The following is a 13,688-nucleotide window of genomic DNA, read 5'->3' on the forward strand; positions in this document are numbered from 1 at the left end:
TGAAATCAAGGCTGAATTTGGAATAACGGCCGAATTTTGTATTCCGAATATGGGGTGCCCATTTTAGTAAGACGTCCTTTATTATTTGTTACAATTTCATTGAATTGAATGGCCCACCTGTCGTACTTATATCTGAGCACAATAAGGTTGCCATCGGCAGTTGTAATGGAGCTTTCAAGTTTTGCGATCAACGGATGCTCTTCGGTAGAAGGCGTTGAAGCAATCAATGCAAGAGTGCTTCGGATCAATTTGTCTGTCAAGACATCATAATCATCAATCTCCTGGCTGGTCATGCTTTCAGCACGAAGCATTGCCGTCTTGATGATTTTGACACTAGATTTCAGACTATCTATTTTAACGGTGTTTGAGCCATTTATGTAAGAAAGCTCATCCAGCAACCTGTCTATAGATTGTAGTTTATCTTTTTCCGATGCATCCATGGATGACCAGTTCGTATACATGCTATCTACAACCATTTTAAGATTAGTCTTGAAATCTGGCTGAGACGATGTCGTAGTAGCGGTTTTCTTTGAACACGCATAAAAGATAGCTATCCCCAGGATAGCCATAAATAATTTCGCCTGTAGTTTATTGAACATTGGAAGATCCCATAAATTCATTTAACTCTTTCATTTCGCTATATGGAGGGCCTGCTGCAGTCAGTTCTTTCTTATATGCTTTGACAAATTCATTGTTGATCATGACCCATCTTCCGTAGTTAACCCTCAATTTGATAAGAGTGTTTGTGTTTGCTTCATTTATTTCACTGATCAATTCTTCCGCAAGTGGATGCTGAGGTAATTCCGGAGTGCTGCCTGCAAGCGACATCACTCTACCTATATATTTGTCAGTTAGAGCATCATAATTATCTATAGCTTGAGCATCCATCGTTTCCTGAGTGTATCTGGAATTTTTAACCTGATCACAGGCTTTAACGAGAGAATCATGAAGAAGGTGGTTATATCCGGAAGTATATGATATTTCCTGAAGAAGACGTTTTATATTTTCAAATTTTTGATCATCAGATTTGATCATAATCCCCCAATTGGCCTGAAGACTATCTGAAATAATTTTAGCACTAATTAGTAAACTGTCTTTCTCAGCTTGGCCTTTCTGTTTAGACTCCTGTTTTTCATTTTTACAACCAATCAGGTAAAAAGCAAAAACAATTGAAAATAGAATAGAAATGATTCTCATAAATTAAGTTAAGAACTATCAATAAAGTCAAAATTATATTTTTCTTATAAATTCAGAAACGAATGATTAAAATTTATGATCTTCATGTTTCTCGTTTTTTTTTAAATTTTTAATAAAAAAGCCTTTAAACGAAGTACAATCAAATTTATTTTAGGATTTTTCAAATATGAAAAATCCGAAATATACCGCTTACCTTTTCATTTTAATATGGATTAAGTTATGAAAAGCATTAAAACAGATGTAATTTCACATCCTGAATACATTAATTTAAGGTTATAATCGTTGTAAGGAATAAAAATTTGACATGAAAAAAGGTACCATTCTTTTTATAATCATTTTTTGCTCTGTTCATTTTGCTTTCGGACAATTAACAGCTCCCAAATACAGTAACGAATTTTTGAATATCGGTGTAGGCTCCCGGGCTTTAGGCATGTTTAATGTTCAGGCTGCCACAGTGGGAGATGTAACAGCGGGTTATTGGAACCCTGCAGGTTTATTAAAAATTCAGTCTAAGTATGAGCTTGCTGGTATGCATGCTGAATACTTTGCTGGTATGGCTAAGTATGACTACCTGGGAGCAGCAGTGAGACTTGACAGTAACTCTGTTTTGGCGATCAATGCTATCCGATTCGGGACAGATGAAATTCCTAATACATTAAACCTATATGATAATCAGGGAAACAACACCCCAAATTATAATAACATAAGTTATTTTTCTTCAGCGGATTATGCTTTTCTTGTTTCATTTGCCCGGACTAATAATTTATTACCAGGATTAAATCTGGGCGCTACATTGAAAGTTATTCACAGAACAGTTGGTCCCTTTGGTAATGCCTGGGGGTTTGGTCTGGATGCCGGAGCCCAATATGTAAGAAAAAACTGGCAATTTGGTCTTATGGCAAGAGATGTAACAGGTACTTACAACGCCTGGTCTTTTAACACCGCTTTATTTGAAAAAACTTTTGCCCAGACAGGCAATGAAATCCCTCAGAATTCAGTAGAAGTAACATTGCCAAGATTGATATTCGGAGTAGGGAGATCGAAAAGATTTAGTAAGGATAAGTTTGGTATTCTTGCAGGAATGGATTTCGATTTTACATTTGATAGGAAAAGAAACGTATTGGTAAAATCAAATTTTGCTTCAATTGATCCTCATGTTGGTCTGGAGTTGGATTATAAAAAACTGGTTTTCCTTCGGGCAGGTGCCGGAAACACTCAGCAGATAAAAGATTTTGATGGTAAAACCAAAACAGATATTCAGGCTAATTTCGGAGTAGGAATTAAAATAAACAGAGTCTCTATTGATTATGCTCTGACAGGTGTCGGTGCTGATGCGAATCTCTATTCCAATATTTTTTCTTTAAAGCTTGCTCTTAAGTGATAGTTTATGGTGAAGCGTTTGCTAAAATGTGGTTTCCTTTTTTCTTTTTTTATATTCTTTCATTGTTCCTTTGCTCAGATTTATGGAAATGAATGGATAGTTTCAGGACAACGATATTTTAGAATCCCGGTATCAAAGAGTGGGATGTACGTATTAACCTACAATGATCTGGTAAATGCAGGAGTGCCATTAAACAGTGCAGATTGTAAAAAGATACAACTTTTTCATCGCGGAAAAGAACAGGCAATTCTTATAAAAGGAGAAGAAGATGCTCATTTTGATCAGAATGATTCTTTGATTTTTTATGGAATAAGAAACAACGGCGAATTAGATAGCCTTCTTTATGATCCTTATAATAGTCAGCCTCATAAGTATTATAGTTTATATTCAGATACTTCAGCTTATTTTCTTACTATCTCTAATTCTATTAATGGAAAGAGAATGCAGGAAATTACCGGAGCTTTTTCCGGTACATCTGAGACTTATCATCTTGAAGAAATATTAAATGTCTATACAGATGAATATGACAGGGGAATGAATTATTCTATTGAGACAGCCAAATCATCCTGGGATTATGGAGAAGGATGGACAGGTAAAGTGAAATACAAAGGTGAAAGTTCTGAATATCTGTTTAACACACTTAATTATTATAGTGCTGGCCAATCTCCTACGCTTGAAATACTTTTTTCCGGAAGAAATGACCTTAATCATAATCTTCAGGTAATTCTGGGAAATGACGCGTCTTCAAGTCCTTATTCTTACAACGTAAATGGTTTTTCAAATCATAGAAATAAGAAGTTTCAGATCGACGTAAATCCATTAGCTTTTTCAGGAGGGCAGCTTAAAGTTACCATTAAAATATTGGGAGTTGGCTCTGATGCAGATGCAGTTTCAGTAGCGTATATGAAACTTACATATCCTCAGGGAACAGATATGGCCGGAAGGACTGAAGCCGTGTTAAACCTTTTGCCTTCTGCAACATTAGTTTCCGTCTCAGGGATATATTCAGTACCTTCTATACCTGTTGTATATGATTTATACGATAGAAATAATTTGAAACTTATAAAAGGGCAATTATCAGGAGGCAATCTACAACTGCCTGTAAATAGTTTCTCAGGATCAAAATATTTCATTACCAGTGCAGCTAACTATAATAGAGTAACAAGAATTTCAGAAGCTGACCTATCACCTTATCCTTTAAACTTAAATTATCTGATCATAACGCATCGCCAGTTATGGACAAAGGCTAATGAATATGCTTCTTACAGGCAATCAATAGAAGGGGGAGGTCATTTACCTCTTGTTGTAGATGTGCAGAAGCTATATGATATGTTTACATATGGTGAAAAGTCATCTGCAGCGATTAGAAAATTTTTAAATTATTATATTGATAAAGGTAAACCGGAATATGCATTGATCATAGGAAAAGGTCTTGATCCGGCTCATAAAACAAATAATGTTTTTTACCGATTAAATCCGACCCCTTCAAGAACAAATCCTAATATCGCAGAGCGGGTGGATGATTTAATTCCGCCAGCTGGAAGCCCTGGAAGTGACTGGATTTATGTAACTGGATTAGGGGGCAAAAGTAAAAATGTTCCCAGGATACCAATAGGAAGAATTCCTGCAAGAAATAATGATCAGGTAGCGAACTATTTGAATAAAGTCAAAGAACATGAAAGCGCTTCATCAAATCCCAATGCTTTATGGAGAAAGAAACTTGTACATCTTAGCGGAGGAAATAACGCGAATCAGATTATTACTTTCAGAGATTATCTTGCTGGATTTAAATCGATTGCAGAAGGTGCATATTGGGGAGGAAGGGTAAAAAGTTTTGTGAAAAATTCGACCAATCCTACTGAATTTATAAACCTCTCCTCTGAAGTTAATGACGGGGTAGGACTTATAACATTTTTTGGTCATTCGTCTCCCTCATTTTCAGATGTAGATATTGGTTTTGTTTCCATGAACGTATATGGTTATAACAATAAGGGGAAATATCCGATGATTTTAATGAATGGATGTTCTTCTTCCAATGTATTTTTTGGAAACTCTTTTGCTGAAGACTGGACTTTAACTGCAAATAAAGGTGCTGTACTTTTCATTGGACACTCTGATGCAGGCTATCCTCAGGAGCTAAGAAGGTATTCAGATTTCTTGTATAGAAAGATGTTCTCTGATACTCTTGGAATGCATAGACCTCTAGGACAGATTCAAAGGGAAGTTATTGAAGCTTATTTAGGATCCACAAACCAGGAAGTGCCTGTTGCCAATGCAGAACAGATGATTTTAGTAGGAGATCCTGCAATCAGATTTTATGCACCCGGTTTTAATCAGCATGGCAAATCAACAACTGATTATGCTATAAATAATTCAGGGCTATTTTTGAAGTCCTTTAACTCAGATAGAATTACAGCAGTATCAGATTCTTTTGCAATTGGCATTCCTGTTAGCAATTTGGGGATTACGAATTCAGATTCATTTAGTGTTTGTTTAAGGAGAACTATTGGAACCAAGGTAATCAATGAAAGTCCTGTTTATTTTTCTCCCATTAGTTTTGAAGACACTATTTATTACACAGTCCGTTCCAAAGGTGCGGAGACCTATGGAATGAATAATTTCGAGATTACACTTGATTGTGAAAATGCAATACCAGAAGCTGATGATTACATTAACAATAAAGCTACTCTGGATTATTTTATTCCTCTTAGCGCTGTTGCATGTCTGTATCCTGCCGAATTTAGTGTAGTGAATAAGCAGCCCGTCACATTCATAGCTCAGACAACCGATTTATTTGAAGATGAGGCAGATTATTATATTGAATTAGATACTTCGTGGAAGTTTAATAGTCCATTTAGGAAATCAACGACACTCCATTCAGGTTCTTTGATAAAATGGCAAAATGTCAAATTGCTGGATACCATTGTTTCTAATGACAGTATTGTATATTACTGGAGAATTAAAAAAGTTCAGGCAAATGAGGGCGAACAACTATGGGGGACTAGTTCATTTATATTCATTAATAAAAGTCCGGAGGGCTGGTCTCAGAGTGAATACCCTCAGTTTCTCAAAGATGAAGGATTAAGTGCAAACGTAGATACTGTAAGAGGAACTTTTAAATTTTCTGATCAGAAAACCAGAATAATACTTCATTCTGCTGGTCCAAAATTTTATCCACCTGTAAATTCTGAATTTCCTGAGCATAATGATAACCAGTTTGCTCAAACAATTGTCAATACAAATGGTATTCCATGGGTTTATAATGGAAGAGGAGGATGTCAGACAGATACTCTTGTCGGCAGAATGCTTGGTTTATCCTTTGATAGAATAAGCAGCGAGTTTTATTTGGCGAGCCGTGGTGTAGATTTGTGTGGCAGAGCTGAACGTGTTATTGCAGCTCTTATGGAACATCAATATTCTACATATATCAAAAGTGTCAGGTATGGAGATTATATAGTATTAATAAGTCATGGGATGGTTTCATTTGAGAATTGGTCTCAGAGTACAAAAGATCTTTTTAAAAATGAATTGGGTGCCAAACTGATTGATAGTCTTAAAAATAATTATGCCTATATAATTCTTACTAAAAAAGGTCTTTCATCTCCAATCTATGAAAGGTTCTCTGAAACTCAGCTTGATCTTGATACTGTCTTGTTAGGGACTAATTACAAGGGATCTATTACCTCTACTTTAATCGGGCCGGCAGACGAATGGGGGAGTCTTTTTAACAAAGTTGAAAAAGAAGCTAATGATAACTTTGAAATTAAGATTATCAGATTTAATCTTAACGGTGTTTCTGATACTTTGGCTATCCCACAAAAAGACAGCCTTGATCTGAATACTTTGATAAATGCCGATCAGTATCCTTATATTAAACTATATGCTGAAATGCTGGATAGTATAAATCTTACTCCTCCTGATTTAAGGAAGTGGCAGGTTATTTACAGTCCTGTTCCTGAAGGAACAATTAGTCCGGTAGCAGGAAAGCTGGAACAATATAAAATCAATCAAAAACCGGAAGGGGCGCCTATCAATCTTGATTTCGATTTTACGAATATAACCAACATACCTTTTAAGGATAGTTTGAAAGTGAAATACACTCTTAAAAACATTTCAACTGGTAAGGTTGATACATCCATTGTTAACATTGGAAAACTTGATCCTCTTGCAACTGTGCGTTTTAGCCATGATATTACTACTGCAGGGTTTTCAGGTAAAAATTTATTTCAGACTTATGTAAATCCTCGCCTTCAAAAGGAGCAGTATTACAATAATAATATCCTTGAAATAAACTTTGATGTTGAAGGAGATAAGACTAATCCTTTGCTGGATGTTATATTTGATGGTATTCATATAATGGATGGAGACCTGGTTTCTCCAAGCCCGTTAATCAACATCATAATTAATGATGAGAATAAGTATCTTCTTAAAACAGACTCCGTTGGAATTTCTGTTTTCCTGCAAAGACCAGGGCAAAACCCTGAAGCTATATATTTTTCAAATCCCGATATATTGAGATGGGGACAAACTGCTAATGCAAAAACCAATACATTCAGTATTGACTATAACCCTAAAAATCTTCCTGATGGAACTTATAAGTTAATTGTTCAAGGTGCAGATGCTTCTAATAATAAATCAGGTAAGAATTTTTATGAAATAACATTTACCGTTGAAAATGCTTCTACCATTTCTCATTTTTATCCTTATCCCAATCCGTTTTCAACTTCTACCAGATTTGTGTTTACTCTTACAGGAAGCTATATTCCTGAAGATCTGAAGATCCAGATTATGACTGTAACAGGTAAAGTAGTGAGAGAGATTACAAAATCAGAACTTGGATCTATCCGGATAGGAAACAATATTTCGGATTATGCCTGGGATGGAAGAGATGAATTTGGAGATAAACTCGCCAATGGCGTATATCTATACAGAGTAGTCATTAAAAATGCAGGAGATAATTTTAAACAAAGACCTACAGCAGGAGATAAAGCTTTTAAAAAGGATTTCGGGAAACTATACATACTCCGTTGATGCGAATTGGGAGTAATCTTTGGCAAAGGATAATTTTCTGGGGATTTCCACCTCTATTACTTATCCTGGTATATTTTAGCATAGGTTTTTACTACGAAAATAATGATGATGTATCCAGAGATTATGCGTTAAGAAATCAAGAGCATCCTATTTTCAATTTTATTGTTTGGCTTCCATTATTATCTGAAGTTTTAGGCAGGCTTTATATTATTAATCCAGCCTTCCCATTTTACTCTTTTTTTATCTATGGGATTCTACTTGTTTCCATATACATCACTGCCTCTTTTTTTATAAATAAAAAGTCAGAAGATCCTGAATTTTATTGGATATCCTGGGGTTTTTTCCTTTTGTTTTTCATAGCTGCTATTTCTGAAAATGTAATGTATTTAACTTATACAAGGGTAGCGATACTTGCATGCGGTTTGATTATACTAAAACTTGTCTTTTCTGAAAAGCTGACCCGTTTTCAGACAGTCATATTATGGACCTTCCTGTTGATAGCTTCATTTATTAGATTCAGTTGTCTGAATCTTTCTTTTCTGGTCCTGGTTCCTGCCTTTGTCATTCAATTTATTAGGGAAGGAAAAAATGTATTATATCGGTCGTCATTAATCATACCAGTCATTTTGATTTCTGTAATATTTCAAATCTATGAGACATCACCAGAGGTTGACCAAATTGGAGTAATTCAGAAAATATATGATTATAAATATATTGATTCAGATAAAATTATGGATGAACAGGGAAAACTCCTGTTAGAAGCGATTTACAAATGGTTTTATGCTGATACCAAAATTATTAATACTGATGTATTGCGAAATTTCCTGGATGATTATCATATTAATTTTCTTAAGTCAAGCTTTAAGTATGATGTGGTATATTTTATTGATCTAGTATTGAGAAATTACTTTTTCTTACTTCTTATCAATTTAGCATTGCTTATATTTTTTTATAAAACAAAAACTAAAAAGGAATTTTTATTTATTGTTTGCTACTACATATTTTTCTATGTAATGATAACGTTTATCTCATTGGCCTTAAAGTCAGAACCGCGAATTATTGGTCCTTCAATTTTGCTTTTTACAATCGTTCTGTTTGTATTGGCAGATGTTGAATCTGCAGTTCGATGGCTGGTAAGGCAAAGGTTTTTTATGGCTCTGGTATTGTTTTCCTTTGCTTTAACTGTTTATAAAATAAATAGCAGAGTAAATTTTAACATTGCAGTCCGAAAAAAAAATGAAGCAACCTTAAAAACAATAAATGACTTTAGTAAAGGCAAGGTTGTATTGATTACCTCATTAGGAAGTCATATTTCTTTTCTTGATCCGTTTAAATATTATCCGATGTATATGGGGGATAAAATGGTTAGACTTTCTGGTGGGTTATCGTTTTTGCCTGAAAATCAGAAAATGGTAAGTAATATTGTCGGTTCAGTATCTATATTGGGTTTATTTCAAAAAGCTTCTAACAATGATCAAATTGTATTGATAGCAACGGAAGATGATAAGGATTTCCTTGGAAGATATTTTCGTTTTTTTTATAATAAAGAGTTTCTATTCAGCCCAATTGAAGAGGAGAGATTTCAGAATGAACAGCTTAAAGCTTTCGTTGTTTCTCAATAAATTTAAAGTTATTGAAAATGAACTTCAATGCAAATTGTAAAGGATCAACAACTATAATTAAAGTCTTGCTGATAGCAATGATGGCAAGTATTGCTTTATTATTATCCGGATCTTTTCTTTTGGGGTACGAAAAAAGTATCAATGCTCTTATTACATTATTCAATAAAGAAGAAAGAAAAGAGTTTGTATTTGCTATTGCTACTAAAGAATTGTTCTTAAAGGTTAGAATTTATTTCATGATTTTGTTGGTTTGTAATTTTGGCATCTCCTTGTACTTATGGAATAAACTCGAATACCTTTTGATATCTCTGAATGACACACTTAGAAGTTTGTTCAAGGACTGTATTGCTTTTTACTGCTCAATGACCAAAACAGAGCGGCTATTGGCTGTGATAATTCTGGTTTCATTGATTTGGCATAGACTTTATCTGATGTTCAACCTTCCTGTAAATTCTGATGAAATCTGGATGTTTCAGTCTTTTGGTAAGAATAATCCTTTGCTTAGTTTTTTTTGGTATCCTCTCCCAAGCAACCATGTTTTGCAGACCTTTGTGTCAAGGATTTTTCTTTATTTTTCTCCTTACTCGCTTGTAAGCATGAGATTTCCAGTAGTGCTAGCAGGAATTGTAACTTATATCTTATACTGTGTTATCGCTGATACTTTCTTAAATAATAAAAGACATACTTTATTGTCTGCAGTAATATTTGCTGCCTCTGCGGGGGTTAATACCAGTCTTGTATATGCGAGAGGATATGCGTTTACAATGATATTTACATTACTGTTGATTTATTTTATTCTGAAAATCTTCAGAGAGGGAAAAAGTAGTCCTGGTGATTATGCAATGATTTATTTCTCAATAGTAATGGGATTTGTATCTGTGTTTTCATTTGCCTATAATTTTGTAACTGTTGTAGGCTTCTTTATTATCTATTTAATTTTAAAAGGAAGAGTCCAGGATGCGGGCAAGTTGATTGCTTTTTCAATACTTTCTATTGTAACAGTTTTGGTAATATATGGTCCTATATTCATTGTTAATGGATGGGATGCTGTATTTATTCCTCCTCATACTAATGAATATTTAAATACCGTCTTAAAAGATCATATAAGAGTAAAGATCATTGACTGGTTTATCGGAGTACATGATGCTGCGCCTGTAATAATTTCCGCACTGGCGGTGTTACCCGTTATATTATGGTTTGTGAAAAAGGATGAGGTAAGCAGATTGATTTTGTCCTTAACTATTTTTTCAATGCTTATTCCATGGGTAATTATGTTTGGACATCAGGTATATCCATTTGGAAGGATGCTGAACTTTATATGGATTTTTATTGCAATAGAAGGGGGAATTCTGTTCTCTCTTATTAAGACAAAAATGAATGAAAAGTTTTTTTCTTTTTCCTTGTTGGTTGCGCTAATAATGGTTTTTGGTTTAAATGAAATCTCTCTGAAGAATGGAGTGTTTGGAAAACACTTAAAAACAGGGCATCATAGCGAAAAGATTGCGGAGAAATTACTTGCTGAAAACAGAAGAAACGTATATTTTGAAAATTCGGAATATAGTATGATGGCTGAGTATCTGTATGCTAAATCAGGAATACCTATCTCTTTTGCCTATTCAAAAAATGAAGCCGTTGATGCTGTAGTCATTAACAGAGCTTCTACACCTGCTCCATGGATTTTAGATAAGTTTAAGTTAAAATATCAGGACGAAGATGTTTGTATTTACGTTCCTTAATGTTTCATATAGGTGAGAAAGGAGTAGTTGTAAAGGTTTTTTTCATCTGCCAGATGGGCCTCAGAATTTATTTCTTTCCAAAGTTTCATATTGAAATGAAGATATACATCTCCCACAAAATTCTCATGGATTCTTGTAAGATAGAGTTTATCAGCAAATTTCTCTGATTGATTAATGATGTCTGCTCCTCCGATTATAAAAGCTTCAGATTCATTATTCTTATTGCAATACTCAAAAGCATTTTCTATTGAATGAACTACAGTGGCACCCGGTACCGTATAGCTTTTATCTCTGGTTACAATTACAAAAGTTCTTCCAGGTAATATCTTCCCAATTGATTCATAGGTTTTTCTACCCATGATAACATGATGGCCCATTGTCAGATTCTTAAAATACTTCAGGTCTGCAGGAAGATGCCATGGAAGTTTATTTTCATAACCGATAACATCATTGCCGGAGACTGCTACGATAATGGATTTTAGCATGGTTTATATCCTCTTAAAAACTCGTCGATCATCATTCGTTTCTTTCCCTCAAGCTGAACTTCTTCTAGGCTAAGGTAACCATTGCCTGTTCTGAAATACAGATAGGTTTTATTATCAGATAAAAATGATTTTTGTTCCGGATTTTTTACATTTAATGCATTCACTATGGATGCTTTGTATATTTTCAGAACCTTGTCATTTAATATGGTCCATGCTGATGGAATCGGAGATAAACCTCTTATCAGGTTCGCTATATTGATAGAAGATTTTGACCAATCGATCCTACCTGTTTCTTTTGAGATTTTAGGCGCTGGTTTTAGTTCCTGAGACATCATCTGTGGTTTAGGAACTACCGCATCATTTTTTATTGCATGCACGGTATTCAGTACAAGTTCAGCACCAAGGTTCATCAGTCTTCCATAAAGCGTTTCAAAATTATCTTCTGTATAGATAATTTCTTTCTCTTGAAAAATTATATCTCCAGTATCAATTTCATGTTTAAGGAAAAAAGTAGTTATGCCTGTTTCTGTTTCTCCGTTAATAATTGCCCAGTTGATTGGAGCTGCACCACGGTATTGAGGCAGGAGGGATGCATGCAGGTTAAAGGTCCCAATTTCAGGCATATTCCAGACAGATTCGGGAAGCATACGGAAAGCTACAACGATCTGAAGATTTGCATTATAACTTTTCAGTTCATCCAGAAATGCAGGATCTTTAAGGCTTACAGGCTGTAAAATAGGGATATTCACTGATTCGGCATACTCTTTTACCGGTGAAGCTTTTAGCTTTAATCCTCGCCCAGCAGGCTTGTCAGGAGCAGTAACAACAGCTACTACATTATAGGAGTTCTTAACTAAAATTTTCAGACTGGGAACAGCAAAATCCGGGGTTCCCATATAAATGATTCTTAAATCTTTTGGCATAAAATGTTGGTAACAGGGAATGAAGATGAGTTTAAAAGTCTTTGTACAAAAGATATTTTTTCCTCATGAGCTTGTATTTGTCAAGGTTAGCCTGCCAGCTTTCCCTGATAGCAGTTTCGCTCATCCCTTTTTTTATTTGATCCTGCAAGCTACTGTTTCCTGCAAGTTTATTGAAAAAGTTATTAAAGTATTTTTCTTTGTCGGGTGCTTTTTTATACATGTCAATGACATATTTCAGCTTCAAACCCCGCTCAGGATATTGTTTAGTAAGATCAACTCCATAGCAGACCTTATTTTCATATGGAGGATTTTTGGCACCAGGAGTTGAAACAGGTTTAAATGTATCTTCCCCATATGCGGTATCAGGTGCACCAATAACCTGAAAGGCTTTGTCAGTTCCTCTTCCTACAGACATTACAGTGCCCTCAAAGAGTCCCAGTGATGGATATAGCATGATTGAAAGTTCGTTTGGAAGGTTTGGAGAAGGTTTTACAGGTAGTACGTAGCGGTCTTTGTGTTCATAGTTTTTCACTTTCACAATTTTTAGATTGCATGTTTTATTGCTGTCTAGCCAGCGTTCTCCGTTGATCATCTGAGCAAGTTCTGCAACCGTCAGACCATGAACAATAGGAATAGGGTGCATCCCTACAAAAGACTTATACTTTGGTTCAAGTATCGGACCATCAATGTAAGAGCCATTAGGATTAGGTCTGTCGAGAATCAGAAGGCTCTTATTGTTTTCAGCACAGGACTCCATTAAATAATGCATAGTACTGATGTAGGTATAAAACCTCGCTCCAACATCCTGAATGTCAAATATTATAACATCAACATCTTTAAGTTGGTCTGCAGTGGGCTTTTTATTGTTGCCATATAGAGAAACAAGAGGTAAGCCTGTCTTTTTATCAACATCATTCTTCACTGTTTCGCCGGCATCTGCTTCTCCACGAAAACCATGCTCCGGAGCAAATATTTTTTTGATTTTCACTCCGAGACTAAGTAAGGTGTCAGCCAGGTGGGTATTATTGATCAGACTGGTTTGATTTACAACCAAAGCTATATTTTTATTTTTCAGATAAGGTAAATATTCCCCAATCTGATAAGCCCCGGGGAGAATCGGGGAAGCTGCAGTCTGAGAAGTATTATCTTTTGCAGAATCAGTTTGTTTATCCATTGAATGGCAGGATGAAACATTCACCAACAGGCTGAATGATAGAAAAAAAGCCAAAAACATTTTGTCCATTTTTAAATTTTTTGAATGATAAACAAATATGTAAGTATATTTAAGGGTTAAAATTAAAACGATTTTTTTG

The 13,688-nt window shown here is 34.9% G+C and carries 9 protein-coding genes; 4 read left to right on the forward strand and 5 right to left on the reverse strand.

What is annotated here, in order from left to right:
* Positions 1-5: 5 nt before the first annotated feature.
* Both MYP_RS16815 and MYP_RS25285 read right to left on the reverse strand, forming a co-directional pair.
* Entirely contained in the window at positions 6-599 is a 594-nt protein-coding gene (locus tag MYP_RS16815) for a hypothetical protein (RefSeq protein ID WP_045465860.1), read from the reverse strand.
* Complete coding sequence (locus MYP_RS25285; RefSeq protein WP_052430290.1) at positions 589-1,197, reverse strand: hypothetical protein; 609 nt, start codon at positions 1,195-1,197, stop codon at positions 589-591. Before MYP_RS25285 ends, MYP_RS16815 begins: the two co-directional genes overlap by 11 nt.
* A 304-nt stretch (positions 1,198-1,501) precedes the next feature.
* Here MYP_RS25285 and MYP_RS16825 point away from each other — a divergent pair, with 304 nt between their 5' ends.
* Genes MYP_RS16825 through MYP_RS16840 form a run of 4 tightly spaced genes read left to right on the forward strand, consistent with a single transcriptional unit; the run spans position 1,502 to position 10,967 of the window.
* Positions 1,502-2,578: a hypothetical protein gene (locus tag MYP_RS16825; RefSeq protein ID WP_052430291.1), complete on the forward strand. Its 1,077-nt coding sequence runs from the start codon at positions 1,502-1,504 to the stop codon at positions 2,576-2,578.
* Between the two features lie 6 nt (positions 2,579-2,584).
* Positions 2,585-7,609 (forward strand): C25 family cysteine peptidase, encoded by a 5,025-nt coding sequence (locus tag MYP_RS16830; RefSeq protein ID WP_045465863.1) that lies wholly within the window; start codon positions 2,585-2,587, stop codon positions 7,607-7,609.
* Positions 7,609-9,231 carry a hypothetical protein gene (locus tag MYP_RS16835; protein ID WP_045465866.1) on the forward strand — a complete coding sequence of 541 codons (1,623 nt, stop codon included), beginning with the start codon at positions 7,609-7,611 and terminating at the stop codon, positions 9,229-9,231. Before MYP_RS16830 ends, MYP_RS16835 begins: the two co-directional genes overlap by 1 nt.
* A 17-nt stretch (positions 9,232-9,248) precedes the next feature.
* Positions 9,249-10,967, forward strand: a complete 1,719-nt coding sequence (locus MYP_RS16840; RefSeq protein WP_045465869.1) for a glycosyltransferase family 39 protein — start codon at positions 9,249-9,251, stop codon at positions 10,965-10,967.
* On the opposite strand, the gene MYP_RS16845 is transcribed toward MYP_RS16840, so the two are convergent.
* From MYP_RS16845 to MYP_RS16855, 3 genes are read right to left on the reverse strand one after another with little or no spacing between them, the layout of a single operon-like run.
* Positions 10,964-11,452, reverse strand: a complete 489-nt coding sequence (locus MYP_RS16845; RefSeq protein WP_045465871.1) for a dihydrofolate reductase — start codon at positions 11,450-11,452, stop codon at positions 10,964-10,966. The two genes, MYP_RS16840 and MYP_RS16845, sit on opposite strands and share 4 nt — an antisense overlap.
* A complete protein-coding gene (gene fmt, locus MYP_RS16850) occupies positions 11,446-12,375 on the reverse strand; it encodes a methionyl-tRNA formyltransferase (protein WP_045465873.1) in 930 nt (309 codons plus the stop codon). The genes MYP_RS16845 and fmt overlap by 7 nt, the downstream gene beginning before the upstream one ends.
* A gap of 31 nt (positions 12,376-12,406) precedes the next feature.
* On the reverse strand, positions 12,407-13,549 hold the full coding sequence (locus tag MYP_RS16855; protein ID WP_231570065.1) for an exo-beta-N-acetylmuramidase NamZ family protein: 1,143 nt from the start codon (positions 13,547-13,549) through the stop codon (positions 12,407-12,409).
* Positions 13,550-13,688: the final 139 nt, after the last annotated feature.

The sequence above is a fragment of the Sporocytophaga myxococcoides genome (assembly GCF_000775915.1).
Lineage (GTDB): Bacteria > Bacteroidota > Bacteroidia > Cytophagales > Cytophagaceae > Sporocytophaga > Sporocytophaga myxococcoides_A.

Bases quoted from the DNA above. Each gene is read 5' to 3' on its own strand.
- MYP_RS16845 (WP_045465871.1), bottom strand. From the start codon at position 11,452: ATGCTAAAATCCATTATCGTAGCAGTCTCCGGCAATGATGTTATCGGT.
- MYP_RS16840 (WP_045465869.1), top strand. From the start codon at position 9,249: ATGAACTTCAATGCAAATTGTAAAGGATCAACAACTATAATTAAAGTC.
- MYP_RS16815 (WP_045465860.1), bottom strand. From the start codon at position 599: ATGTTCAATAAACTACAGGCGAAATTATTTATGGCTATCCTGGGGATA.
- fmt (WP_045465873.1), bottom strand. From the start codon at position 12,375: ATGCCAAAAGATTTAAGAATCATTTATATGGGAACCCCGGATTTTGCT.
- MYP_RS16855 (WP_231570065.1), bottom strand. From the start codon at position 13,549: ATGGATAAACAAACTGATTCTGCAAAAGATAATACTTCTCAGACTGCA.
- MYP_RS16825 (WP_052430291.1), top strand. From the start codon at position 1,502: ATGAAAAAAGGTACCATTCTTTTTATAATCATTTTTTGCTCTGTTCAT.
- MYP_RS25285 (WP_052430290.1), bottom strand. From the start codon at position 1,197: ATGAGAATCATTTCTATTCTATTTTCAATTGTTTTTGCTTTTTACCTG.
- MYP_RS16835 (WP_045465866.1), top strand. From the start codon at position 7,609: ATGCGAATTGGGAGTAATCTTTGGCAAAGGATAATTTTCTGGGGATTT.
- MYP_RS16830 (WP_045465863.1), top strand. From the start codon at position 2,585: ATGGTGAAGCGTTTGCTAAAATGTGGTTTCCTTTTTTCTTTTTTTATA.